Here is a 24,262-nt window from a genome sequence, read left to right as displayed (position 1 = left end):
ATGACCTTGTTTTATGCCTTGATTGCGCTGGGAACCCTAGCACTCATTTTTGGTTTGATCTTAGGATTTGCTGCTGTGCGCTATCGAGTGCAAAGTAATCCGATTGTTGAACAGATCGATACTATATTACCGCAAACACAGTGCGGCCAGTGTGGCTATCCGGGTTGTCGCCCTTATGCAGAAGCCATCGCCAATGGCGATGAAATTAATAAATGCCCACCAGGTGGCGATGCGACAGTAAAAAAATTAGCTGACTTAATGGGTGTTGAAGCTAAACCCCTTGCCGGTGGCGAACAAGCTGAACCGATAAAAACCGTTGCCTATATACGTGAAGATGAATGTATTGGTTGTACCAAATGTATTCAAGCTTGTCCTGTCGATGCCATTGTTGGTGCCACGCGCCAAATGCATACTGTTTTAATTGATGAATGTACGGGTTGTGACTTATGTGTTGAACCTTGTCCTGTTGACTGTATTGATATGCTGCCTGTAGAAACCACTAAGCAAACGTGGAAATGGCAACTAGATGCAATTCCAGTAACACAGATTGATTAAGGGCTCCCTATGGAAAAGCTAATCTCACAGATAAAACAAGGTAAAGTGTGGCCGTTTCCAGGTGGCATTCATCCACCGGGACAAAAAACAATTTCCAACAGTCAAGCAATCGCCCGTTTACCTTTGCCTGACAAACTCGTTGTGCCATTAAAACAACATATTGGTGCTAACGGTCAACTGATCGTCGAAAAAGGCCAACAGGTACTTAAAGGGCAAGCACTTACAAAGCCTGTTGCGAATTGGTCGGTGCCAATACACGCCCCGACTTCTGGTACTATTACTGATATTTGCCAAATGCCGTCTGCGCATCCATCGGCATTGCCTGAATTGTGTGTAATTATTGAGCCCGATGGCCAAGATAGCTGGTGTGCGTTAGCACCGGTGACAACACCAAGCCAGCTTTCTCACGAGCAACTTATCGATATTATTCATGACCGTGGTATTGCCGGTATGGGCGGTGCAGGATTCCCAACTTATATTAAAGCAGATAGTCGCAAAGCAATTGAGTATTTTATTGTTAATGCAGTGGAATGTGAGCCCTATATTACTGCTGATGATGTACTAATGCGTGAGCATGCTGCAGGCATTATTGCTGGCATAGAGATCATGCAGCAATTGCTTACACCAACACTTACTATCGTTGGTATAGAAGATAACAAACCAGAGGCCATCGCAGCCATGCAGGCAGCGGCTGAGTATAATGACAAAATAATCATTCAAACAGTTCCTACTGTTTATCCTTCTGGTGGTGAAAAGCAATTAATTAAGCTACTTACCAATAAAGAAGTCCCTAGTGGGGGAATTCCAGCAGATATCGGTGTGTTAGTACAAAACGTCGGCACTTTATTTGCTGTTCATCAAGCTGTCTATGAAGGTAAGCCACTAATTGAACGTGTTATTACGGTAACAGGTAATACAATTCATAATCCGGGTAATGTATGGGCTTTATTAGGCACTGAAATAAAACATCTACTTGATTGCCAAGGCTTTTCACCAGTGCCACAGCAACGCGTTGTAATGGGCGGCCCTATGATGGGCTTTACTTTGCCAACGGTGCGTATCGGCGTGGTAAAAACCACTAACTGTATTTTAGCCCCAGATCATGATGAGCTGGCAGAGCCCGGCCCTGAAAAAGCCTGTATTCGTTGTAGTGCTTGTGCTGATGCCTGCCCTGCTTCACTGTTGCCTCAGCAATTACAATGGTTTGCTAAATCAAAAGAATACGACAAACTGAAAGAGCATAACCTGTTTGATTGTATTGAATGCGGTGCTTGCGCGTATGTGTGCCCAAGTGAAATTCCGCTGGTGCAGTATTACCGTGTGGCTAAAGTTGAAATAAAAGAACAGCAAGCTGAGCAAGTTAAAGCTGAACGTGCGAAAGAGCGCTTTGAACTTCGAAAACAACGCCTAGAGCGGGAGCAAGAAGCACGACAAAATCGCCATAAACGCAAACCAGCTGCTGAAAAATCGGCTGACGAAAAACAAAAAATTGCCGATGCTCTAGCACGCGTTAAAAACAAACCAGCAAAAGATGACGACAAATCAGCTGTGGCCGCTGCAATTGCTCGCGCCAAAGCTAAAAAACAAAATCAAGAAGCAACGCTTGAACCAGATAACAGTGACGTAGCATTAGAGCGCGCAGCGCGCAAAGAGCAAGCTCGCAAATACAAAGAGCAAAAAGCCGCAAGCAGTACAGCTGCTGATCCGGATGATAAAAAGTCAGCCGTGGCCGCTGCGATTGCCCGCGCTAAAGCGAAAAAAGCGGCGGCATCAGAAGATGAAAGCGATAACACGACTGCTGCACCTACTGATGATAAAAAAGCCGCTGTAGCCGCTGCAATTGCTCGTGCTAAAGCAAAAAAGGCAGCACAGGCTGAACCAGCAGCAAGCGTAGAAAACGACAACTCTGAAAGTGAAGTCGCTACAGCCTCACCTGCCGATGATAAAAAAACCGCTGTCGCTGCTGCAATTGCCCGTGCAAAAGCGAAAAAGGCAGCACAAGCAGCAAGCGTAGAAAACGACAGTTCTGAAAGTGAAGTTACTTCAACCTCACCTGCCGATGATAAAAAAGCCGCTGTCGCTGCTGCTATTGCTCGTGCAAAAGCGAAAAAGGCAGCACAAACAGCAAGCGTAGAAAACGACAACTCTGAAAGTGAAGTCGCTACAGCCTCACCTGCCGATGATAAAAAAGCCTCTGTCGCTGCTGCTATTGCTCGTGCAAAAGCGAAAAAGGCAGCACAAGCAGCAAGCGTAGAAAACGACAATTCTGAAAGTGAAGTCGCTACAGCCTCACCTGCCGATGATAAAAAAGCCGCTGTCGCTGCCGCCATTGCCCGCGCGAAAGCGAAAAAGGCTGCAAAAGCTGAACAAGCGGCTAGCGAAGAAAACGACGATGCTGAAAATGAAACTTCGGCTACAGCGATAAACGAAGCTGAAATCGCTGAAGATAAACCAGAACAGACCGCACAAGATAAGAAAAAGGCCGCTGTTGCCGCTGCGATTGCCCGTGCAAAGGCTAAAAAATTACAACAAGAAGGAAGTGATAAGTAATGAAGCTAACGATGGCCAGTTCGCCGCATAGCCACAGTCATAAATCACTTAGCAGGTTGATGCAAACAGTGATCTTAGCCTGTATTCCTGGACTTATCGCACAACTGTATTTTTTTGGTACGGGTGTATTGATCCAGCTAATTTTAGCGTTAGTCACGGTTAGTATCAGTGAAGCCATTATTATGCTTATTCGCAAGCGCCCTGTATGGCCTGCGCTTGGAGATGGCAGTGCATGGCTTACTGCGGTCTTATTAGCATTAAGTATTCCGCCACTCGCCCCATGGTGGGTTATTGTGATCGGTAGCTTTTTTGCCATCGTCATTGTTAAACAGCTCTATGGTGGCCTTGGTTTCAATTTATTTAACCCTGCCATGGCTGCATACGTGTTATTGCTTATTTCGTTCCCTGTGCAAATGACCACTTGGATGCCAGTTAGTGACTTACTGGCAAACCCAATTAGTCTTACTCAACAGCTTAGCGTTATTTTTAATGGCTTTACCAGTGCAGGTTTTAGTGTTGATCAACTTAGAGTTGGGGTTGATGGCGTAACAATGGCCACACCTTTGGATACCATCAAGACTGATATCGCTCATGGTTTAACCGTATCTGAAAGCATGCAAGCCGCTATTTTTAATAGTTGGTTAGGACAAGGTTGGGGCTGGGTAAATCTTGGCTTTTTAATCGGTGGCTTATACCTTATTAAAGCCAAAGTTATAAATTGGCATATCCCAGTTGGTGTACTTGCATCAATTGCTGTGTGCAGCGCAATTGGTTATATCGCAGCACCTGGTACTGAGCCTGGTATGGTATTTCATTTATTTAGTGGCGCAACCATGTTAGGGGCCTTTTTCATAGCCACGGATCCGGTTTCGGCAGCTACCACTAATCGCGGCCGGTTAATTTACGGCGCATTGATTGGTTTATTAGTTTATTTGATCCGTACTTTTGGCGGTTACCCAGATGCCATGGCGTTTGCTGTGTTACTACTCAATATGGCCGTGCCACTGATAGACTATTACACTCAACCACGTACTTATGGCCATGGGGTGAATAAATGATTATTTCATCAATGACAAAAAATGGCGCTATTTTAGCCCTGTTTGCCCTGCTCACTACCGGCGCTGTTGGTATTATCCATAACCTCACGGCTGACAGTATTGCAGAGCAAGAGCGCAAACAACTTTCATTACAGCTGCAAGATGTACTCGCCCCTAATTTTTACGATAATACTCTTTATCAAGATTGTGCCATCATTGATGATCCACTACTTGGTAATAAACCACAAACCGTTTATCGTGCTCGCAAGGGTGGCCAACCTGTTGCTTTAGTAATGCGCCACGTGACGCCAAAAGGTTATAGCGGCGATATAAGTTTATTAACTGCCGTATTTGCAAACGGGGACGTTGCCGGAGTACGTGTTACTAAACACGAAGAAACGCCTGGTCTTGGTGATAAAGTAGAAATGAAAAAATCTCTTTGGATCACTTCATTTAAAGATAAAACTGTACTTGATGACGACGATACTCGCTGGGCAGTAAAAAAAGATGGCGGAGACTTTGATCAATTCACTGGCGCTACCATTACACCACGTGCCGTGGTTGGCTCAGTAAAACACGCTGTGTTATTCTCAAAAAACAATTTCGATGCGGTATTTAGTGCTGATAACGCATGCCAAGTAGGTGAGCCATGAGCCAATTAAAAGAACTGTTTAACGAAGGAATGTGGAAAAACAACCCTGCCCTCGTGCAATTACTCGGTTTGTGCCCACTACTGGCCGTCACATCAACGATAACCAATGCGATGGGCCTCGGTTTAGCCACTCTGCTGGTATTAGTTGGCTCGAACGTCACAATTTCTGCGGTGCGTAATTTCGTGCCAAAAGATATCCGCATTCCTGTATTTGTGATGTTTATCGCAGGCTTTGTAACCATAGTGCAGCTATTAATGAATGCCTATACGTTTGGCTTATATCAATCGCTAGGAATATTTATTCCACTGATAGTTACTAACTGCGCTATTATCGGCCGCGCTGAAGCGTATGCCTCTAAGAATCCGATTCATTTATCAGCGTTTGACGGTTTAATGATGGGCTCTGGCTTTATGGTAGTACTGGTTGTGCTTGGCGCAATGCGTGAGTTGATCGGCCAAGGTACCTTATTTGATGGCGCCGATTTACTACTGGGCCCATGGGCATCGGTTTTACGCATTGAAGTATTTAGTTTTGATAATCAATTTTTGCTCGCTATTTTACCACCCGGTGCATTTTTAGGTTTGGGCTTACTGATTGCTGCTAAAAATGTCATTGATGCGCAAATAAAAGCAAAACAAGTAGCACCACCAGTGGCCGAAAAAGGCCCACGAGCAAGGGTCACCAGTTTAACTTAAGGGGAAGCGCACAGTATTTACTGTGCGTTTAAGTTGCATGAATAAAGAAAAACGATACGAAATACTCTCTCGCTTGCGCGAGCAAAACCCACATCCAGAAACCGAGCTTGAATATTCAAGCCCGTTTGAACTGTTAGTTGCGGTAACGCTATCAGCACAAGCAACTGACGTTGGGGTAAATAAAGCCACCCGTAAGCTCTTTCCCGTCGCCAATACGCCGCAAGCAATTTTAGATTTAGGCCACGATAAACTTCGCGATTACATTAAAACCATCGGTTTGTTTAATTCTAAAGCTGCCAATGTGTACAAAATGTGCCAAATTTTAGTTGATAAGCACAACAGCGAAGTGCCTGAGAATCGTGAAGCCCTAGAAGCCCTACCCGGCGTTGGCCGTAAAACTGCCAATGTGGTACTCAACACCGCCTTCGGCTGGCCGACAATCGCGGTAGATACCCACATAGACCGCGTATCAAACCGCACTAAATTTGCTATGGGTAAGAACGTTGTTGAAGTAGAAAAAAAGCTATTAAAAGTTGTACCAGCAGAGTTTAAAGTAGATGTACATCACTGGCTCATTTTACATGGACGTTATACCTGTGTGGCGCGTAAGCCAAAGTGTGGCAGCTGTATAATTGAAGATTTATGTGAGTTTAAAGAAAAGACTGAGTAACTAATTTTTAATTGAAATATTAAGATAATCATACGATATGTGCCCTACGTATGATTATCTTAATTTGAAAACCTCAAATAAACGCTTAACCTTTAAACATTACCGGACATAAACTCTATACTCCCAAGGCGCCAACTTAAGGCTTGCGTCTTCAGTAAGCGTTGCCTTTTGTTTGCTAAATAGCTCTGTATATACTCCAGCTGTTTGTGGACCCATAAATTGAATATCTTGCTCTTTATCAGAAAAATTAATCACAACAAACACTTTATCTTTGGTATTTTCGCGGATAAAACTAAACACCTCTGTCGGATTAGTATTATAAATACGCTCCATTGTCGCGCCATATTTACCATGCCACAACGCACTATTTTGTTTCTGCAAAGCTAAGAGCTTCTGAATCAATGGCTTAAATTTATGTTCTTTCCATTCGATAGGATCTTTTTCAAAAAACTCAAGCCGCTTAATATTCCCAGCTTCAAGTCCATTATAAATTAATGGCATACCTTCACCGACAATAGACAATACGATTGCTGTCGCTACTTTTTCTTCGCTACCATAACGCTCAAACACGGTTCCTTCCCATGAATTAGCATCGTGATTTGAAACATACGTCATCCGATAGCTATTTTTCGGATACGCTCCCTCATTCCATGAATAGTATACAAACAATCTATTTAAATCAGCGTGACCACTTAAAATATCATGAATAGCTTCCTGCCAAGACCATGCATAAGTAGCATCAAAAGCTTTAGCATGTAAATCACGCATTTCCCATTCAGCTAACATAAAAACGGGCTTGATCGCGTCTAGCTCCGCCCTAACGTTTTCCCAAAAATCGAGAGGAACAAAACCAGCTACATCACATCGATAACCATCAATATTTACTTCTTTGACCCAATACTTCATTGCATCAGTCATGTATTCACGCATTTCTGGTACGTTATAATCAAAGTCGATTATGTCTGACCAATCCCACCACGGCGTAGGTTGAAAATTACCTTGCGAATTTTTTGTATACCAATTTGGATGCTTATGTCTTAATTCATTATCCCAAGCACTATGATTTGCTACCCAATCTAGAATAACGTACATACCTAATTCGTGAGCAGCGTTAACAAAGCTTTTTAAGTCATCTAAGGTACCAAACTCAGGATTAACACCGTAGTAATCTTTTACTGAATAAGGGCTACCCAGCGACCCTTTTCTGTTTTCTTCGCCAATCGGATGAATCGGCATTAACCAAAGAATATCGACGCCAAGTTCTTTTAATCGTGGTAGTTGATGCTCAGCGGCTGCAAATGTTCCTTCAGGTGTGAACTGTCGCGTATTAATTTGATAAAAACTTGCGTTCTTACTCCACTGAGGATGCGTTAACTTCACATATTCTTGTGGAACATAATTAGAGGAAATATTTGTTGTCTTAGTTTTTTTACTTATATTAGTGCAGGCACACAGCCCTAAAAATAGTAATATTATTGAAAGGTTTTTCATTTATAAAGCCCCTTAAACGATTAAGTTTTAACAATATGCGATGTAGTGAAATTATTTTCAACAAACTATTAACATGAATACGTATGTAAGTCTTAATGCCTATCTACGATAATTATCATTCGGTTGGCCGACAATCGCGGTAGATACCCACATAGACCGCGTATCAAACCGCACTAAATTTGCTATGGGTAAGAACGTTGTTGAAGTAGAAAAAAAGCTATTAAAAGTTGTACCAGCAGAGTTTAAAGTAGATGTACATCACTGGCTTATTTTACATGGTCGTTATGTTTGTACAGCCCGCAAACCAAAATGTGGCAGCTGTATTATTGAAGACTTGTGTGAGTTCAAGGATAAAACTGAATAATGTTTATTCTTTTTTGAGCCAATAAGTAAACTTTAAGTTTTTATCTTTGCTGCTGTTTGCATGCATTATTTAACTGCTAACGACTAACTAATTACATTAAAATGACGGTATTCTTATTCAATTTTTAGTACTTCGATTTTAAGTAAAGAAAACAATAAATTTCCTAAAAAATGCTTGTACATAGCTTCTATTTCTTCTTGAGATATAGTTCCACCACGTATAAGGACTTCTTGCCGCTCAGCTGGCTCTTTTATGATAAACCCGGTAGAACTGAACCCATTTTTTTCATAAAACGCTTTGCGCTTAACTCTTTGTTGATAGTTTTCTGTCTTTTCATCAAGCTCCTCAATAGTGAGTACTATTCTTTTATTTGAATGCTTTTCATTCATAGAATCCATTACTTTGCTTCCGTAACCACTTGAGCGGAGCAATTCAGATATAGCAAAAAACTTTACACAGATAATTTGTTTATATTCTTTAGTGTAGAGAAAACCAACCCATTTATTATGATCATAAATAACATCAAAGCCATTTTTTCCATTCCTCATTCTGTATTTAACAAGCCATTCTGGTAGTCTGTGAACTTTTGGAAAAGCTTCGAAAAAAAGGTCTATAACTTTTGAATAGTTAAAATCATGTTTGTTAAGTGGGCGAAAAGTGATCATCATATTAACCCTGCAAGCCAATCAACAGTTAAGATAGTAGTAAAAACCTTTAATCCAATCAAACCGAAAAATATGAATATAAATGTAACTTTAATTTTTTTACTTTTTATATTATTCCAAGATAGAAGTTTTGCTTGAAATTCACTTTTTAGCTCATCAATATCCTCTTTCATACATAATTCCCTATCTCGTGCTGTAATTATATTAACTACAACACAGTTAATATGAGTTACCAAATTAACTTTGTAACTAAAAGTTCCGATGAAGCCTAATGCAAACACATGATCTTTGCTCTTTAGGATTTCAACTACCAACATTTTGAAAGCTAGTTACATATTCCTTCCTTATATTTAAGTTGGCCAACCATTGCTGTAGATACCCACATAGACCGTGTATCAAACCGTACTAAGCTTGCCATGGGTAAAGGTGTTGTTGCGGTTGAACAAAAACTTTTAAAAGTTGTACCAGCAGAATTTAAACTTGATATACACCATTGGCTCATTCTTCACGGGCGTTATACTTGCGTAGCACGTAAACCAAAATGTGGCAGTTGTATTATTGAAGACTTGTGTGAGTTTAAAGATAAAACAGATTAGATCCTGTAGATAAAACACCTTCATTTTAAACGATTATTAATTTTAAACCTCAATTATCAGGCTTATAAGAATAAGCTCAGTGATTAATTCGCATTCCAGTCTTTTTTTCTGTTTATTAAAGTAGGTGCCTAACTTTGGCACCTTTCATTTTCCATACCTTATAAATCAATTTAAATAAAATCTGTTTATTCGTGATTTGGCGTAATTTTTAGAACATTTTCAAAGTATTAATTTCACAAGCGTCAATCCTTTAGTTATGCTGTTGAGCATTATGAAATTTTATAACGAGAATTCCTATGCTACCAATACTTCGTATCTTGTTAATTGAGCAAGATCCAGTCACCTTACAAGAGCTTTCAACGAATCTATCGAAGACCATTGTCAATTTTGAGCGAGATGATATTCATATCGATATTATTGAGCGTCTTGAGCTAAAACAAGCGTTGGACATTGTAGAGGAAGATGGTGATATTCAGGCTGTAGTGCTTAGCTGGGATTTGCAAAATAAGGTTGGCGAACGCACTTATAGTCGCTTTATCGAGCAGTTAAAAGGGATCCGCCTTGAGCTGCCTGTTTATGTTATTGGCGATGATACGAAGGGGCTAGAAATCGTTAATGAGTCGGAGGAGATTGAGTCTTTCTTTTTTAAAGATGAGGTAATTTCTGATCCTGAAGCAATTTTAGGCTATATGATCAACGATTTCGATGACCGCTCAGAAACCCCATTTTGGACTGCGTATCGCCGTTATGTTAGCGAAGCAAACGATTCTTGGCATACACCAGGTCACAGTGGCGGCTCGAGCTTTAGAAATTCTCCTTATATTAAAGATTTTTATCAGTTTTATGGTCGTAATGTGTTCGTGGGCGATCTGTCGGTTTCTGTTGATTCGTTAGGATCATTATCAGATAGCACCAATACCATTGGCCGTGCGCAAGAGTCAGCAGCGGCGACGTTTGAAGTCAAGCATACCTATTTCGTTACCAATGGGTCGTCTACCTCAAATAAAATCATCTTGCAGACATTGCTGCGTAAGGGCGATAAAGTGATCATCGACCGCAATTGTCATAAATCTGTGCACTATGGCATTTTGCAATCAGCGAGTTTACCTGTTTATTTGTCGAGTATTTTAAATCCTAAATATGGCATTTTTGCGCCGCCGTCGTTGGCCGATATAAAACAAGCGATAGAACAAAATACCGATGCAAAATTGCTGGTTCTCACCGGTTGTACTTACGATGGCCTACTGAGCGATCTGAAACAGGTGGTCGATTTTGCCCATCAACATGGTATTAAAGTATTTATTGACGAGGCATGGTTTGCTTACTCGCTGTTTCATCCAAGCCTACGATACTATTCCGCCATTCATGCTGGCGCTGACTACGTCACTCATTCGGCGCATAAAGTGGTATCGGCGTTTTCTCAAGCGTCTTATATTCATGTTAACGACCCTGATTTCGATGCTGATTTCTTTCGTGAGATTTACAGTATTTACGCCAGTACATCGCCAAAATATCAGCTTATCGCGTCGCTTGATGTGTGCCAAAAGCAATTAGAGATGGAAGGCTATAAGTTACTCAATGCTTTGTTGAACCATGTGGAAGAATTTAAACAACAGATGGCTTCACTTAAGCAAATTAAAGTGCTAGGTAAGCAAGACTTTATGGAAATATTTCCGCACTTTAGTGGTGATAACATGGGTCACGATCCGCTAAAAATTCTCATCGATATTAGCGAATTACCTTATTCGTTAAAGGATATTCATAAATACCTGCTGGATGAAATTGGCCTAGAAATAGAAAAATACACCCACAGTACCATTTTGGTATTACTCACCCTTGGTGGCACGCGCTCAAAAATAATTCGTCTTTACAATGCGCTCAAAAAACTCGACAGCGGTAAAGTGAAGTTGTCAAAATCGACGCGACGATCTCGCTTGCCTGAGAATCTACCAGCCATAGACCTTGCGTGTATTCCAAGTGATGCTTTTTATGGCGAGCGCGAATCTGTGCCTATCGGTAAAAGTAACAACCGTATTTGTGCCGGTTTAGTTACCCCCTATCCGCCAGGTATTCCGCTTTTGGTGCCTGGCCAGCATATTACAGAGGAACACATAGAGTACCTTAAAGAGCTAGCAGGACAAGGTTTGACGATTCAAGGGAGTTTTGATGGTGAAATCTATGTTCTTAAGGGCAAAGTTAATAAGTAAAGATATACTTTAATACAGTCGAACTCCTCATAACTAAACAGCAATATCACATGATATTGCTGTTTAGTAGAGTAAAAAGCTGATCCTCACACTCCAAAAATAAATGAAGCCAGAATGCAATGATACAATTGAAGAACAAAAAAGCGCTTACACTTCTGCGGATTGCAGCTCTCATTGTTACTCTTACTAGCATATACATTTTTGCCCCTTGGCAGTTTGCTTTATATTACTTTCACCCACTGCCCGCTAACGTTCAAGCACAAACACAAGAGGCTATTGAACAAGGAGTCGATGGCATTATTGTGTATATTCATAAACAAGGACAGCAACCTGAATATTTTGCAAATGGTTGGCATAATAGAGAGCACAAAATACCCGCTTACCCTAGTGCACTTTTTAAAATTGGCAGCATTCGAAAGTTATATGATGCAGCAGCTTTAACTAAACTTTCAGCCGCTGGACGTATTGATGTAGATAAAACACTGGCTGATTATCTTCCATCATTAATTGGACGCATTGAAAACGCAGATAAAATAACACTACGAATGATGGTAAAACACAAAAGTGGCATACCCAATTACACAGACACTGATAATTTCGATTGGTCAATCACCTACCCTGACCCACTTGCATTAGTACTCGATAAACCCGCTGATTTTAGCCCTGATGCTGACTATGGCTATTCTAATACCAATTATTTGTTGCTGCGAAAAATTATGTCTAACGTGCTGGGTTATGATCATAACCAATATATTAAAGATGAAATTTTAACGCCACTGGGCCTAACGCATACGTTTTCATCTGTACATGAAATCAATTTAGTAGATTTGATGAGTGGCTATTACGTAGGTTATGAGAATGACTTTAAAGCGCTCGATCAAGGCTATGTGGCAACCGCACAAGATGTGGGCGACTTTGTTTTTGCTTTAAACAAAGGCACTTTTTTCGACGAACAAGAGCAAGCTTTGTATGCATCACTTTATAAGTATGAACACACAGGTTGGGTATTAGGGTATTCAAGCATTGCTCGTTATTATAAAGATATCGATACAGTCGTTGTGCAGTTTATAAATACTAATGGCAATGATACTGTGTTGCTCACAGAAATAATTTATAATCGGATTATTGATATTTTAACAGCGCAGCAGTAGTTACAGAGTAGCTGCGTTATCAAAAATTTATGTGAATTTTAAAGAGGGTTTAAATGCGTTTATTACACACCATGTTACGGGTTGCTGATCTAGATAAATCAATTGCGTTTTATACTCAAGTACTCGGCATGAAAGAGTTACGCCGTGCTGATAACGAAGAGTATCGCTATACCCTAGCCTTCGTAGGCTATGGCGATGAAAAAGACACAGCAGTACTTGAGCTGACCTATAACTGGGATACCGACAGCTATGATTTAGGCAATGCCTATGGTCATATCGCGATTGAGTTTGATGATATCTATAAAGCCTGTGCTGATATCAAGGCCGCTGGCGGCAATGTTAGCCGTGAGCCAGGACCTGTTAAAGGCGGCACAACAGAAATTGCTTTTGTAAAAGATCCAGATGGCTACTCAATTGAATTAATTCAGAAGAAAGAAAATATGAGTAAATTTTAGCAAATATATGTAATAGGTTTGCTAATCCGCTTTTTATTTATTTAAGCTCAACTCTGATACGATATTAAAAAAGGTGCTGTATGCACCTTTTTATCGTAATTGACTGTCTTTACTGCCACGTCGGTTAAACCCTTTAGAAAGCGTGCCTTTACCTTCTAGTTCAGCTTGGCAACTTACACAATACTTCACACCAGGTAACGCGAGCCTTCGTGCTTGTAGTATTGGTTCATCACATTCTTCACATAGCTCGGCACTAGCTCCAGAAACTAAATTACTTCTAGCATATTGCACAGCATCATTAACGCTGGCATCAATTTGATCTTGAATTGCACCCTCTCGTGCCCATCCACTTGCCATATAACCTCCTATTTATTTGGACGTTTATATGTACGCTAACATAGATGAAGTTTATTTAAGCTGAATATAAGAAAGGGAAAGATACTAATAAAATTTAGGAATTATTATATAAAAGATTTAATTTTTAGATTTTAACTTGGATGAATAATTCTGAAGTAACTATAGAAATGCAGTTAAACTGATGTTACAGGCTTTTTAATAAAAGCTATCTTACTAATAAATAGTAAGTTTCGTCCCAAGAGATTAGTACTCTTGTTAACGTTGTGTATAGAAAGTGCGGTGTCACACTTTCTTGCACATTACTTAAAAAAAGTAAATGGCGTCCCCAAGGGGATTCGAACCCCTGTTACCGCCGTGAAAGGGCGGTGTCCTAGGCCTCTAGACGATGGGGACACAGAATATGTGTCACTAGGACAACTGAATGGTTTAACTCGTTTCAGGCGAGCTGCTTAATAACACTGCACTTCCCTATTTAAAATAAGTAAGTGGCGTCCCCAAGAGATTAGTACTCTTGTTAACGTCGTGCATAGAGAGTGCGGTGTCACACTGCTTTATACATTACTTAAAATAAGTAAGTGGCGTCCCCAAGGGGATTCGAACCCCTGTTACCGCCGTGAAAGGGCGGTGTCCTAGGCCTCTAGACGATGGGGACACAGAATATGTGTCACTAGGACGACTGAATAGTTTAACTCGTTTCAGGCGAGCTGCTTCATAACACTGCACTGACTATGAAAATAGTAAGTGGCGTCCCCAAGGGGATTCGAACCCCTGTTACCGCCGTGAAAGGGCGGTGTCCTAGGCCTCTAGACGATGGGGACACAGAATATGTGTCACTAGGACAACTGAATGGTTTAACTCGTTTCAGGCGAGCTGCTTAATAACACTGCACTGACTATGAAAATAGTAAGTGGCGTCCCCAAGGGGATTCGAACCCCTGTTACCGCCGTGAAAGGGCGGTGTCCTAGGCCTCTAGACGATGGGGACACATAAATGTGTCACTAGGACAACTGAATGGTTTAACTCGTTTCAGGCGAGCTATCTTAATAACACTACACCTACTATAGAAATAGTAAGTGGCGTCCCCAAGGGGATTCGAACCCCTGTTACCGCCGTGAAAGGGCGGTGTCCTAGGCCTCTAGACGATGGGGACACATAAATGTATCACTAGGACAATTGATTAGTTATGCTCACATCCTGAGCTGATTAAGGTAATTGCGATTAAGTACAAATTAAGACTCGAGCTTAACTTGTTCGCTATTTTCTCGGTTTACCCGCCTTTAACTTATAAAAGTTAAGTGGCGTCCCCAAGGGGATTCGAACCCCTGTTACCGCCGTGAAAGGGCGGTGTCCTAGGCCTCTAGACGATGGGGACACAGAAAACTGCTACCCTAGGACAAACACTTTAATAAATTGGTGGAGCTATGCGGGATCGAACCGCAGACCTCTTCACTGCCAGCGAAGCGCTCTCCCAGCTGAGCTATAGCCCCAATTTATTTTGCTAAACACTTGCGCAGTTAAACCGTGCTGTGTATCGCTGAGTGCGGGGCGCATTCTATGCAGCCACCAAAATAATGTCAACATTTTTTTCAGTAACTTTCTTTAAACGGTTTAATTTTCAACAAACTGAATAATGAATAAACCGTGACGCTCAAAATACATGCAAGGGAGCTGTTTCAAAACAAAAATTAGGATTGAAAGGCGCACAATCTAGATTAACTAAGGTGAAATATACTCTAAAACATCAAAACAATAAGGTATACATTTATATGCAAAATAAAGTCGGAGTGTTTTCTTGTTTTTCATAACAACGTTTTCATCACCAAGTAAAACGAATTTAAGATGAACATACGAGCAATTAACTGTAACGCCCCCACTCTATTGTCAGTTATTTATATGATCACAGAGGCTCCATTAGTTACAGTCGGTGTTTTATATCAATCGTATTTAACTAGCGGTATTTGGATTTTGCAATGCGATTGACTGTAACCTCCTCCTTCATGATTAAAAAACAAATCCGCTTTTGACTAACAGGCACCACTAGCTATTGAAGTGTTGCATTAAATAATGAGTAAATTGATTGCACATATAGATTGAATGTAAGTAAATTGGCTATAAAACAATCTCAATCTTACTGCATTGATTATAAAACCTGCATCTAAAACATTTTTCCTCATTCAAGTGTTGACACATTTACAACTCTATCTATAATAGCGCCCCACAACAACGCAGCAATGAGTTGTTGTTTAGATGTGAGTGATTAGCTCAGTTCTAAGAAAAGAGAGCATCACCGCTATTTACAAGTAACGGCGAGGTTCACTGGTTAAAGTCCAGTACTATTTATTTTAATAGTAGCGTTTTAATTTATATGTGGGTGATTAGCTCAGTTGGGAGAGCATCGCCCTTACAAGGCGAGGGTCACTGGTTCAAGTCCAGTATCACCCACCACATATAGAACCTGTTATTATATTAGTAGTTGCATGTTTTAAATTTGTAATATGAGTCACAAGCTCAGTTGGAAAAAAGAGAGCATCACCGCTATTTACAAGTAACGGCGAAGTTCACTGGTTAAAGTCCAGTACTATTTATTTTAATAGTAGCGTTTTAATTTATATGTGGGTGATTAGCTCAGTTGGGAGAGCATCGCCCTTACAAGGCGAGGGTCACTGGTTCAAGTCCAGTATCACCCACCACATATAAAACCTGTTATTATATTAGTAGTTGCATGTTTTAAATTTGTAATATGGGTCACAAGCTCAGTTACAAGAAAAGAGAGCATCACCGCTATTTACAACTAACGGCGAGGTTCACTGGTTAAAATCCAGTACTATTTATTTTAATAGTAGCGTTTTAAATTTGTAATATGGGTCGTTAGCTCAGTTGGGAGAGCATCGCCCTTACAAGGCGAGGGTCACTGGTTCAAGTCCAGTACGACCCACCATTCTTAGAATGGTGCATATTACATGATATCTAAATGGGTGATTAGCTCAGTTGGGAGAGCATCGCCCTTACAAGGCGAGGGTCACTGGTTCAAGTCCAGTATCACCCACCATTTAGATATAAAACTTTACGGGTCGTTAGCTCAGTTGGGAGAGCATCGCCCTTACAAGGCGAGGGTCACTGGTTCAAGTCCAGTACGACCCACCATTTATAAAATGGTTATCGTAAAGTTTAGTAATTGATTATTTGGGGTCGTTAGCTCAGTTGGGAGAGCATCGCCCTTACAAGGCGAGGGTCACTGGTTCAAGTCCAGTACGACCCACCATTTAATCAAAATTATATGTGGGTGATTAGCTCAGTTGGGAGAGCATCGCCCTTACAAGGCGAGGGTCACTGGTTCAAGTCCAGTATCACCCACCACATATAAAACCTCACGTTTAATTAATAATTAGCTCAGTTGAAAAAAAGAGCATCGCCACCCTTCACAAATAATGGCGAGGATCACTGGTTCAAGTCCAGTATCACCCACCACATATAAAACCTCACGTTAAATCGATAATTATCTCAGTTGAAAAAAGAAGCATCGCCACCCTTCACAAATAATGGCGAGGATCACTGGTTCAAGTCCAGTATCACCCACCACATATACAACCTTTTAATATCATCAATCAAACCTTACGTTATATTCTTTAATCGATAATTAGCTCAGTTTAAAAAAAAGCATCGCCACCCTTTACAAATAATGGCGAGGGTCACTGGTACAAGTCCAGTATCACCCACCACATATAAAACCTCTTAGTAATTCTGTTAAAAATAAAATTCAAAAAGCCTCTAAATACGCTAATTCTTTTCCAAACCTGAAACTCTTTTAATGTGTTCCTTGATGGATAATTAAGTTTGAAAAGCATCAACCTAGGCGCTTTACAAAGCTAGGGTCTCCTATCTCTATAAAAATCCTCAAGCAATAACTAGCGCTACCTAAATTTGGATAATCAAGCTGCTTGAAAATTCATAACTGATCAAATAAACGAAGTCTGCGGTATTAAATTTTAAATTCCCTTGTCAGCGACTAGACTGTTTATTATAGTCTCTGATACGTTCATGTGGTCACAAGTCTAATGCCAGCAAAGATTTTTTCTAATGCAAAAATACTTATAGTTGAAGAGCAACCTCTTGCTCAAAGCTATATGAAACAGTCGCTCGAAAAACTTGGCTTTCGACAGCTGCGCTTTGCTGAACATGCAAATTCGGCTAAAGAGCAGTGCACCAGTGAACAGTTTGATCTGATTGTTTGCTCTTTTAATTTAAGTAAGCAGCAAGACGGCTATCAGCTATATGAAGAGTTACGCGTTAAGCGTTTAATAAAAAACTCTACTGGGTTCATTTTTATTTCAGCTGAAACCAGTGGTTCTTTGGTACACAGCGTGCTTGAACTGCAACCCGATGACTTTTTAGTCAAGCCATTCACCATATATGATCTTAAAACACGTATAGAACGAATTTTGCTGCGTAAAAATCATTTACAAGCAATATATAATTTCATTGACGATGGGAATGACTCTAAAGCGCTAAAAGCAATCAATACTGCGCTTGATGAAAAAGGCAATGCTTATAGTGCAATATTATTGCGTTTAAAAGGTGACGCCCTACTTCGCTTAAAACGAGCAGATACCGCAAAAGCTTTCTTTAAATCAGTTCTTGATATTCAAAAATTTACATGGGCAAAGGTAGGTTTAGTTGAAGCATTAATTGCGAATAACGAGCATATTCTTGCGCAAAGAATGCTAAAAACGATGCTGCTACGTCATGAAACACGATTAGTCGCACTCGATTTACTTGGTAAGCTGGAGATTAAATTAAACCAATTTGAATTAGCGCAAGATTTTTTAAGCCAAGCCGTTGATATAGCTCCACGCAATATCGAGCGCCAAAAATCACTTAGCCATGTATCGCTGGTAAATCATGATTATGAAAAAAATTACCTTACACAAAAAGACATCGCCAACTTTGCCAAACATTCGATTCACGATCACCCTGACGTATATTTAAATGCAGCACGGGCGGGTATTGATTTTGCATTAACAACAGATCAAAGCGATCAAATTCAACGTATTTCAAGACAAACCAATAAATACTTAGCTGATTTAAAAAGCCAATTTCCAAATAGTCACAATCAGGCGCAAATAGATGTTTTAAATGCCCGTTTACACTATTTGAAAGATGAGCATCAAAAAGCGAAAATGTTGATTGAGCAGCTCGACGATGACGATAGCCACATTCGCTCTGTAGACGGCGCACTTGATAAAGCAAAGGCATTTCATGAACTGGGGTTTCACCACAAAGCACAGTCATTATTTAACCAAATTATTAGTCATTGTGAACGTCATCCAACAGTGAGTGATGCTGTTTATTTACGTTATATTCAACAACAACAAAGTGAACGCCGTGATATAAAAATGGGCCCTAAAGAGCTGAATAACCATGCAGTTACACAGTTTAACCGTGGTCAATTAAATACCGCTCTTGAAGCATTCACACAAGCATTTAGAGTAATGCCTCGTAATCCAAGTATTGCTTTAAATTTATTGCAGTGTCTATTTGATAGTTCCAAGCAAAATGGCCAAACGTTAAACCTAATGATGGCAAAAAAATGCTATGCGTTACTCAATACGACAACATTAGACAACGAGCAGCAACAACGCTTTAATAAAATAGTACAACAAGCAACGAGTATGGGGCTAACACTTGCTAATCTAGAAGAGCCAGGCAAAACCAAATAGAATAATAAATAGTTTAGATAAGGTGTTGTTTATAAGAATGAGGAATTCAAAATATCGCTGACAAGCGGTGATATGACTTTTAAAATCCAGCCTTACTGGAATCGGATCATGTAAATTCAGTAAGGCATTGGTTATTGTCAATTACGAGCTAATAAATTACACCTTCTTCAATGAGACCGCGTTTATACAATAACGCAGACCACTTGGCATTGGTCCATCTGGGAATACATGACCTAAGTGCGCATCACATACATTACATACAGTTTCTATTCTTTGCATACCGTGGGTCTTGTCACCATTGTAAGCAATCGAGTTTAGTTGCGCGGGTTGAGTAAATGATGGCCAGCCAGTGCCGCTATCAAATTTTTCATCACCATCAAATAATAAGTTATCACAACATACACAGGCGTACTTACCAGGTTCAAACAAGGTGCAGCTATCTGAGCTGTGTGGGCGCTCTGTGCCTTTATTACGAGTCACATAAAAGGCTTCTTCGGTTAATTGTTCACGCCATTGCTGCTCGGTTTTTACTACTTTACGGCTCGGCTCTGGATTGCCTTTATTGGCAAAGTTTAGAATATCATTCCAATTCAACATAACTGACCTCATTGAGTAAGATGGGTTAATTTATTGCTATCCACATTATCATGGTATCGCGCTAATAACATTGTCAGCTTGGATTTATCCGCACTGCACAAAATGGTTTTGTAGGGGGTGAAAAATAATTTTGGTACTGGCTACGGGAATGTTTAAACTCACTAGCTACGTTTATCTGCACTGTTAAACCAGCCATCTCAACAGACTCAACGCCTATTAGTGAGCTAAATAGCTTCAGTACACCAATGACAGATTCTTACTAAGCCTATTTGCTGTTACATACTATATATACCCTGTTGATCACTATTTAGTTTCATACAATGGTAATTAATTTTTTTTCATTTTCAGTCAATAGTGTATTAAAGTATTGTGTTAGCTCTGCTTTAGTTGCCGGTAAGCCTATTGAGCATTGACGCTGTTCGCTGGAGAGAATTAAGAATTGGTCATCATGGCACTGTATTTCCTTGATACTATCAATAAGCAGCCATTGTGGGCCGTGAGTACGGTCAAAAAAACCTGAAAGGGTAAAGACCAAAAGGTGCTGTTGTTCGCGTCGAATAAACTTATCTAGGCTATTACGTGCTTTAAATAGTGGTGTTAGCCGATAACAGCATGAGCTAAATACAAATAGCCATACAGCTATTAACAATACAAACCACGCTTGCTGAAATAACATGGTAAATACACTCAACAATAATAACACGATACCGAAACAGCCGACGATCAGCGCCAGTAATTGATTAATTTTACGCATCAAAGACTCCTTGCAACGTTAACCTAAATTACTTACTTGCACTTTTTTCATCGGTTTCAGGATCGGGCCAATCATTAAAAAACACCGTTAAATAACGACTTTTTGCTAAATATAATAATACCCACAATACCGTCACCATTTGCAGCGCTAAAAACATCGAAAACTGATAATAACTATGAGCGGCTTGAATAATCAGCCAGCTTAAATCTATCGCTGCACATGCTAACAATGGCCACCGCATAAAACGCCACACTCGCGCTAACCATGCTGCACTGTCTGCGCTTTTTTGTGGCCTGCGCAAACAAAAAATTACGGCAGGAATAATGGCTATTGCACCAATAGCCAATGCACTGAAAAAGTCAGCTTTAGATCTAAACACTAATGACATTAAATCAAGCTCAGGACGCCTGCTCAGTGCCGCAATGATCCAAATAAAGTAGGCACGAAGTAATACCAGTAAACTCAAATGAAACGCGATTGGAGTGCGATAGGTGCCATATTTGTCCCAATACTCTGGTCCATAACGCTTCATAACTGGTTTTTCCTCTCGGCTACTACGCCAAGTAATATGAATGCTGCCACGGCTGTAACACCTAACCAGCGCACACCAAAGAACATCAGTAACTGGCTTAGTAATGGAGTGACAAATACTACTAACAAGCCAAAACCAAACCCGGTTACCAGTACAAATGCACATACTCTGAGTATAAAGTGGCGCCTTGCTACAAAGCGTTTCGTGGTTTTGATAATCTCATTTGCATACAAAGACACCAAACACACCACCAGTAACAATGCGATATTATATAAGTAAGGCTTTAGCCACTGACCAAAGGTCAGTGCTAAATCCTGAAAAAGCGTAATAATGCTATCCATTATGTTGCGCCAGTAATGCAATTAAATCATCTTCGGTCAGTATTTCAATGCCTAAATCTTGTGCTTTCGTGAGCTTAGAACCGGCTTTTTCACCCGCTATTAACGCATCGGTTTTAGCTGATACACTACCTGAAACTTTCGCCCCTAACTGCTGCAAGCGTGCTTTTGCATCATTTCGATTAAGCTCGTTCAAAGTACCCGTTAACACATAGGTTAAGCCTGCTAACGGTTGTGAGTCTTCACTTGGCGGCGTGAGTTCTGGCCAATGAATACCCTGTTCCAGCAAGGCAGTTACGACATCTAAATTATGTTGCTCAGCAAAAAAACCACGCACATGCTTGGCTACAATTTCCCCAACATCACTAACTTCGACTAACGCTTCAGTTGTTGCCGCAGTTACTTTATCTAGCGTTAAAAAGTGATTAGCTAAATTTTGCGCCGTCGCTTCACCGACTTCACGAATACCTAATGAGTATAAAAACTTAGCCAACGTCGTTTGTTTTGCATCATCAAGTGCTGCTACTAGGTTTTTCGCCGATTTTGGCCCCATGCGCTCAAGCGATTCAAAATGTCCTTGTTTAAGTATGAATAAGTCTGCTGGCGTTTTAATGAGCTCTCTGTCCACCAGCTGTTCAACAATTTTATCGCCAAGGCCATCGATATCGAGTGCTTTGCGTGAAGCAAAGTGTTTGATCGCTTCTTTACGCTGTGCTTGGCACACCAGGCCTCCTGTACAGCGCGCTACGGCTTCGCCTTCAATGCGTTCAATATGGGAGTCACAAATTGGACAAGTAGCCGGAAACTCAATCTCTTTGGCATCTGTTGGACGGCGCTCTAATACCACTTGAGTAATTTGTGGGATCACATCACCAGCACGGCGAATGATCACAGTATCGCCAATTTTTACCCCCAAACGCTCTATTTCATCACGATTGTGTAACGTTGCATTTGAAACCGTGACACCACCAACAAATACCGGCTCTAAACGAGCCACAGGGGTAATTGCGCCAGTGCGCCCTACCTGAAATTCAACATCCAGTAGCTGAGTGATTTCTTCTTGCGCAGGAAACTTATACGCAATCGCCCAACGCGGAGCTCGCGCTACAAAACCTAACCGCTCTTGTAGTGCTTTGTTATTTATTTTGATCACCACACCATCAATTTCATACTTTAAGCTGCTGCGGCGCTCAAGTATATCTTGATAGTAATCCAAAGCAGCTTGCTGGCCTTCGACTAATTTTGTTTCCGGGCAAAGTGGTAACCCCCAGTCAGTTAGCTTAGCCAATTGCTGGTAATGATCACTTGGTAATTCACCATTTGTTACTACGCCAATACTGTAGGCATAAAACATCAAAGGTCGCTTGGCGGTGATTTTTGAATCGAGTTGACGCAAGCTGCCTGCGGCTGCATTACGTGGATTAACAAATACTTTGTCGCCACGCTTTTCGGCTTCAGCATTAAGTTTGTCAAATCCGGCGCTATCCATGAACACTTCACCACGAATTTCAATTTCCTCGGGAAAGTCATCGCCACGTAATTTTAGCGGTACATTACGAATCGTTTTAACGTTAGTGGTAATATTTTCGCCGGTGTGCCCGTCGCCACGCGTTGCCGCCTGCACTAACACACCATTACGGTATAAAATCGATACCGCTAAACCGTCAAGTTTTGGTTCACAGCAAAAGGTCAGCTCATTGTTATCCATCAAACGTTCTTTAATGCGGCGATTAAAAGCGCTGAACTCTTCTTCACTAAAGGCGTTATCAAGTGACAACATCGGCACTTGATGAGTGACTTGCTCAAACTTAGCAAGCGCCGCACCGCCTACTTTCTGGGTCGGTGAATCAGTACTCAAGTACTCAGGATTTGCTACCTCAAGCGCACTTAATTGTTGTAATAAACGATCATACTCTGCATCAGGAATGCTTGGGTTATCAAGTACATAATAATTATGATTGTGATCTTCTAACTGCTGACGAAGTTGCGTTATTTGCGCTAACACTAAAGTGGACATACTGACCTCAAAAAACATAAAAAAGCCACTTAAACGAGTTATCGCCAAGTGGCTTATAAAATTCTTAATTAATTAACTGTATATTGCAGGTGATTAAGCTGAAAAGCGTCTCACTTTTTCAACATAATTGCGCACACTATCAACGGTCATTTCTTCTCGTTGTGAGTCTAAAATAACGGCGCCAAATTCATCTGCTAACTTTTTAGCCGCACTGTGCAACATATTAAATGCAGCAAGCCCGTCACCATCACACGGCAAGGTCATAAACAAGCTAATTCCAGCGGTGCTAAATTGTTCCATATTATCTATATCAAAAGTACCAGGGTTGTACATGTTCACTAACCGAAACAGCACTGGACCATGACCAGCAGGATCTAAATGGCGATTAAAAAAGCCTTCTTCAGAGTACTTAAAGCCAAGTGTGTTTACTGCTGGCAATAATTTGCTGCCTTCCATACTCAAGCCTTCAGGCATTTGAATATGCACAATGATAAAATCACTTGCAGCCGGTTGCTCAGCTTCATCCTCTACGCTTGCATCTGTTGCAGTAGTCACATCATCAACCTCAGCGGCAGGTTCGTCATCTGACGCTGCAAAAGAGTGTGGTTGCTTTTCATCAGCACTGAAGCTTAAATCCCCAAACTGCGGTTCATCACGCTCAGTATGAGATGCTGGCTCAGCTACGCTTTGACGCTCAGTAGGCGCTTGATCTGCAGGCTCAACCCGCTCATCATTAGTCGCAACGGGTGCATCTTTTTTACGAACTGACCATAGGCCATGTATTAATAATCCACCAATGACAATTACACTGATAATGATTAAAACCCATCTTAATTGTTCGGCCATCCCCTCACCTTTTAT

Annotated in this window: 20 protein-coding genes, 14 tRNA genes and 2 pseudogenes; 19 read left to right on the top strand and 17 right to left on the bottom strand. The window is 40.8% G+C overall.

What is annotated here, in order from left to right:
* From rsxB to nth, 6 genes are read left to right on the top strand one after another with little or no spacing between them, the layout of a single operon-like run.
* Complete coding sequence (gene rsxB / locus FW757_RS13245; protein WP_145240725.1) at positions 1–555, top strand: electron transport complex subunit RsxB; 555 nt, start codon at positions 1–3, stop codon at positions 553–555.
* Positions 556–564: 9 nt separating this feature from the next.
* Positions 565–3,105, top strand: coding sequence for an electron transport complex subunit RsxC (gene rsxC, locus FW757_RS13240; protein WP_446441289.1), 2,541 nt, complete (start codon positions 565–567; stop codon positions 3,103–3,105).
* Positions 3,105–4,163, top strand: coding sequence for an electron transport complex subunit RsxD (rsxD, locus tag FW757_RS13235; RefSeq protein WP_182760209.1), 1,059 nt, complete (start codon positions 3,105–3,107; stop codon positions 4,161–4,163). Before rsxC ends, rsxD begins: the two co-directional genes overlap by 1 nt.
* Positions 4,160–4,795, top strand: coding sequence for an electron transport complex subunit RsxG (gene rsxG, locus FW757_RS13230; protein WP_145240719.1), 636 nt, complete (start codon positions 4,160–4,162; stop codon positions 4,793–4,795). Before rsxD ends, rsxG begins: the two co-directional genes overlap by 4 nt.
* Complete coding sequence (locus tag FW757_RS13225) at positions 4,792–5,490, top strand: electron transport complex subunit E (protein WP_145240717.1); 699 nt, start codon at positions 4,792–4,794, stop codon at positions 5,488–5,490. The genes rsxG and FW757_RS13225 overlap by 4 nt, the downstream gene beginning before the upstream one ends.
* A 37-nt stretch (positions 5,491–5,527) precedes the next feature.
* Complete coding sequence (nth, locus tag FW757_RS13220; RefSeq protein ID WP_145240715.1) at positions 5,528–6,160, top strand: endonuclease III; 633 nt, start codon at positions 5,528–5,530, stop codon at positions 6,158–6,160.
* A 99-nt stretch (positions 6,161–6,259) separates the two neighbouring features.
* On the opposite strand, the gene FW757_RS13215 is transcribed toward nth, so the two are convergent.
* The gene (locus FW757_RS13215) at positions 6,260–7,651 is read right to left on the bottom strand and encodes an alpha-amylase family glycosyl hydrolase (RefSeq protein ID WP_145240713.1); all 1,392 of its coding nucleotides are present in this window, start codon (positions 7,649–7,651) and stop codon (positions 6,260–6,262) included.
* A gap of 115 nt (positions 7,652–7,766) precedes the next feature.
* Between FW757_RS13215 and FW757_RS13210 the strand changes: the two are divergent.
* A pseudogene (locus FW757_RS13210) lies at positions 7,767–8,015 on the top strand (endonuclease III); the annotation flags it as partial.
* A gap of 113 nt (positions 8,016–8,128) precedes the next feature.
* Here FW757_RS13210 and FW757_RS13205 read toward each other — a convergent pair.
* Positions 8,129–8,683: a GNAT family N-acetyltransferase gene (locus FW757_RS13205; protein ID WP_138623005.1), complete on the bottom strand. Its 555-nt coding sequence runs from the start codon at positions 8,681–8,683 to the stop codon at positions 8,129–8,131.
* Entirely contained in the window at positions 8,680–8,853 is a 174-nt protein-coding gene (locus FW757_RS13200) for a hypothetical protein (protein ID WP_182735430.1), read from the bottom strand. The genes FW757_RS13205 and FW757_RS13200 overlap by 4 nt, the downstream gene beginning before the upstream one ends.
* Positions 8,854–9,036: 183 nt before the next feature.
* On the opposite strand from FW757_RS13200, the pseudogene FW757_RS13195 reads away from it, so the two are divergent.
* The 4 genes and pseudogenes from FW757_RS13195 to gloA all read left to right on the top strand — a co-directional run.
* Positions 9,037–9,276: pseudogene (locus FW757_RS13195) on the top strand (endonuclease III); the annotation flags it as partial.
* Positions 9,277–9,572: 296 nt separating this feature from the next.
* A complete protein-coding gene (locus FW757_RS13190) occupies positions 9,573–11,483 on the top strand; it encodes an aminotransferase class V-fold PLP-dependent enzyme (protein ID WP_446441288.1) in 1,911 nt (636 codons plus the stop codon).
* A gap of 119 nt (positions 11,484–11,602) precedes the next feature.
* Positions 11,603–12,634 (top strand): serine hydrolase domain-containing protein, encoded by a 1,032-nt coding sequence (locus FW757_RS13185; protein ID WP_446441287.1) that lies wholly within the window; start codon positions 11,603–11,605, stop codon positions 12,632–12,634.
* A gap of 53 nt (positions 12,635–12,687) precedes the next feature.
* On the top strand, positions 12,688–13,089 hold the full coding sequence (gene gloA / locus FW757_RS13180) for a lactoylglutathione lyase (RefSeq protein ID WP_145240703.1): 402 nt from the start codon (positions 12,688–12,690) through the stop codon (positions 13,087–13,089).
* Between the two features lie 90 nt (positions 13,090–13,179).
* On the opposite strand, the gene FW757_RS13175 is transcribed toward gloA, so the two are convergent.
* From FW757_RS13175 to FW757_RS13140, 8 genes are all read right to left on the bottom strand, one after another.
* Positions 13,180–13,446, bottom strand: a complete 267-nt coding sequence (locus tag FW757_RS13175) for a DksA/TraR family C4-type zinc finger protein (protein WP_145240701.1) — start codon at positions 13,444–13,446, stop codon at positions 13,180–13,182.
* A gap of 317 nt (positions 13,447–13,763) precedes the next feature.
* Positions 13,764–13,839: transfer RNA gene (locus FW757_RS13170), tRNA-Glu, on the bottom strand.
* Between the two features lie 183 nt (positions 13,840–14,022).
* A tRNA-Glu gene (locus FW757_RS13165) sits at positions 14,023–14,098 on the bottom strand.
* A gap of 90 nt (positions 14,099–14,188) precedes the next feature.
* Positions 14,189–14,264 (bottom strand) — tRNA-Glu (locus FW757_RS13160).
* Between the two features lie 90 nt (positions 14,265–14,354).
* A tRNA-Glu gene (locus FW757_RS13155) sits at positions 14,355–14,430 on the bottom strand.
* Between the two features lie 90 nt (positions 14,431–14,520).
* Positions 14,521–14,596, bottom strand: a tRNA-Glu gene (locus tag FW757_RS13150).
* A gap of 146 nt (positions 14,597–14,742) precedes the next feature.
* A tRNA-Glu gene (locus FW757_RS13145) sits at positions 14,743–14,818 on the bottom strand.
* 39 nt (positions 14,819–14,857) lie between these two features.
* Positions 14,858–14,933 (bottom strand) — tRNA-Ala (locus FW757_RS13140).
* Between the two features lie 882 nt (positions 14,934–15,815).
* Here FW757_RS13140 and FW757_RS13135 point away from each other — a divergent pair.
* The 8 genes from FW757_RS13135 (at position 15,816) to FW757_RS13100 (ending at position 19,163) form a co-directional block, all read left to right on the top strand.
* A tRNA-Val gene (locus FW757_RS13135) sits at positions 15,816–15,891 on the top strand.
* A gap of 169 nt (positions 15,892–16,060) precedes the next feature.
* Positions 16,061–16,136: transfer RNA gene (locus FW757_RS13130), tRNA-Val, on the top strand.
* Between the two features lie 172 nt (positions 16,137–16,308).
* Positions 16,309–16,384 (top strand) — tRNA-Val (locus FW757_RS13125).
* 35 nt (positions 16,385–16,419) lie between these two features.
* A tRNA-Val gene (locus FW757_RS13120) sits at positions 16,420–16,495 on the top strand.
* 19 nt (positions 16,496–16,514) lie between these two features.
* Positions 16,515–16,590 (top strand) — tRNA-Val (locus FW757_RS13115).
* A 42-nt stretch (positions 16,591–16,632) separates the two neighbouring features.
* Positions 16,633–16,708, top strand: a tRNA-Val gene (locus FW757_RS13110).
* Between the two features lie 19 nt (positions 16,709–16,727).
* Positions 16,728–16,803, top strand: a tRNA-Val gene (locus FW757_RS13105).
* 698 nt (positions 16,804–17,501) lie between these two features.
* The gene (locus FW757_RS13100) at positions 17,502–19,163 is read left to right on the top strand and encodes a tetratricopeptide repeat-containing response regulator (RefSeq protein ID WP_182719191.1); all 1,662 of its coding nucleotides are present in this window, start codon (positions 17,502–17,504) and stop codon (positions 19,161–19,163) included.
* A gap of 156 nt (positions 19,164–19,319) precedes the next feature.
* On the opposite strand, the gene msrB is transcribed toward FW757_RS13100, so the two are convergent.
* From msrB to zipA, 6 genes are all read right to left on the bottom strand, one after another.
* Positions 19,320–19,760 carry a peptide-methionine (R)-S-oxide reductase MsrB gene (msrB, locus tag FW757_RS13095; RefSeq protein WP_145240697.1) on the bottom strand — a complete coding sequence of 147 codons (441 nt, stop codon included), beginning with the start codon at positions 19,758–19,760 and terminating at the stop codon, positions 19,320–19,322.
* A gap of 313 nt (positions 19,761–20,073) precedes the next feature.
* Positions 20,074–20,514: a hypothetical protein gene (locus tag FW757_RS13090; protein WP_149980697.1), complete on the bottom strand. Its 441-nt coding sequence runs from the start codon at positions 20,512–20,514 to the stop codon at positions 20,074–20,076.
* Between the two features lie 28 nt (positions 20,515–20,542).
* Positions 20,543–21,046 (bottom strand): DUF2919 domain-containing protein, encoded by a 504-nt coding sequence (locus tag FW757_RS13085; protein ID WP_149980698.1) that lies wholly within the window; start codon positions 21,044–21,046, stop codon positions 20,543–20,545.
* Entirely contained in the window at positions 21,043–21,387 is a 345-nt protein-coding gene (locus FW757_RS13080) for a DUF3392 family protein (RefSeq protein ID WP_145240691.1), read from the bottom strand. The genes FW757_RS13085 and FW757_RS13080 overlap by 4 nt, the downstream gene beginning before the upstream one ends.
* A complete protein-coding gene (gene ligA, locus FW757_RS13075) occupies positions 21,380–23,401 on the bottom strand; it encodes an NAD-dependent DNA ligase LigA (RefSeq protein WP_182719190.1) in 2,022 nt (673 codons plus the stop codon). Before ligA ends, FW757_RS13080 begins: the two co-directional genes overlap by 8 nt.
* Positions 23,402–23,494: 93 nt before the next feature.
* A complete protein-coding gene (gene zipA / locus FW757_RS13070; RefSeq protein WP_149980700.1) occupies positions 23,495–24,247 on the bottom strand; it encodes a cell division protein ZipA in 753 nt (250 codons plus the stop codon).
* Positions 24,248–24,262 lie beyond the last annotated feature (15 nt).

The sequence above is a fragment of the Pseudoalteromonas sp. 1181_04 genome, assembly GCF_052850545.1.
The sequence above is the reverse complement of the archived record's forward strand: the minus strand, read 5'-3'. Positions and strand labels throughout refer to the sequence as shown.

Bases quoted from the DNA above. Each gene is read 5' to 3' on its own strand.
- rsxB (WP_145240725.1), top strand. From the start codon at position 1: ATGACCTTGTTTTATGCCTTGATTGCGCTGGGAACCCTAGCACTCATT.
- rsxC (WP_446441289.1), top strand. From the start codon at position 565: ATGGAAAAGCTAATCTCACAGATAAAACAAGGTAAAGTGTGGCCGTTT.
- rsxD (WP_182760209.1), top strand. From the start codon at position 3,105: ATGAAGCTAACGATGGCCAGTTCGCCGCATAGCCACAGTCATAAATCA.
- rsxG (WP_145240719.1), top strand. From the start codon at position 4,160: ATGATTATTTCATCAATGACAAAAAATGGCGCTATTTTAGCCCTGTTT.
- FW757_RS13225 (WP_145240717.1), top strand. From the start codon at position 4,792: ATGAGCCAATTAAAAGAACTGTTTAACGAAGGAATGTGGAAAAACAAC.
- nth (WP_145240715.1), top strand. From the start codon at position 5,528: ATGAATAAAGAAAAACGATACGAAATACTCTCTCGCTTGCGCGAGCAA.
- FW757_RS13215 (WP_145240713.1), bottom strand. From the start codon at position 7,651: ATGAAAAACCTTTCAATAATATTACTATTTTTAGGGCTGTGTGCCTGC.
- FW757_RS13205 (WP_138623005.1), bottom strand. From the start codon at position 8,683: ATGATGATCACTTTTCGCCCACTTAACAAACATGATTTTAACTATTCA.
- FW757_RS13200 (WP_182735430.1), bottom strand. From the start codon at position 8,853: ATGAAAGAGGATATTGATGAGCTAAAAAGTGAATTTCAAGCAAAACTT.
- FW757_RS13190 (WP_446441288.1), top strand. From the start codon at position 9,573: ATGCTACCAATACTTCGTATCTTGTTAATTGAGCAAGATCCAGTCACC.
- FW757_RS13185 (WP_446441287.1), top strand. From the start codon at position 11,603: ATGATACAATTGAAGAACAAAAAAGCGCTTACACTTCTGCGGATTGCA.
- gloA (WP_145240703.1), top strand. From the start codon at position 12,688: ATGCGTTTATTACACACCATGTTACGGGTTGCTGATCTAGATAAATCA.
- FW757_RS13175 (WP_145240701.1), bottom strand. From the start codon at position 13,446: ATGGCAAGTGGATGGGCACGAGAGGGTGCAATTCAAGATCAAATTGAT.
- FW757_RS13100 (WP_182719191.1), top strand. From the start codon at position 17,502: ATGCCAGCAAAGATTTTTTCTAATGCAAAAATACTTATAGTTGAAGAG.
- msrB (WP_145240697.1), bottom strand. From the start codon at position 19,760: ATGTTGAATTGGAATGATATTCTAAACTTTGCCAATAAAGGCAATCCA.
- FW757_RS13090 (WP_149980697.1), bottom strand. From the start codon at position 20,514: ATGCGTAAAATTAATCAATTACTGGCGCTGATCGTCGGCTGTTTCGGT.
- FW757_RS13085 (WP_149980698.1), bottom strand. From the start codon at position 21,046: ATGAAGCGTTATGGACCAGAGTATTGGGACAAATATGGCACCTATCGC.
- FW757_RS13080 (WP_145240691.1), bottom strand. From the start codon at position 21,387: ATGGATAGCATTATTACGCTTTTTCAGGATTTAGCACTGACCTTTGGT.
- ligA (WP_182719190.1), bottom strand. From the start codon at position 23,401: ATGTCCACTTTAGTGTTAGCGCAAATAACGCAACTTCGTCAGCAGTTA.
- zipA (WP_149980700.1), bottom strand. From the start codon at position 24,247: ATGGCCGAACAATTAAGATGGGTTTTAATCATTATCAGTGTAATTGTC.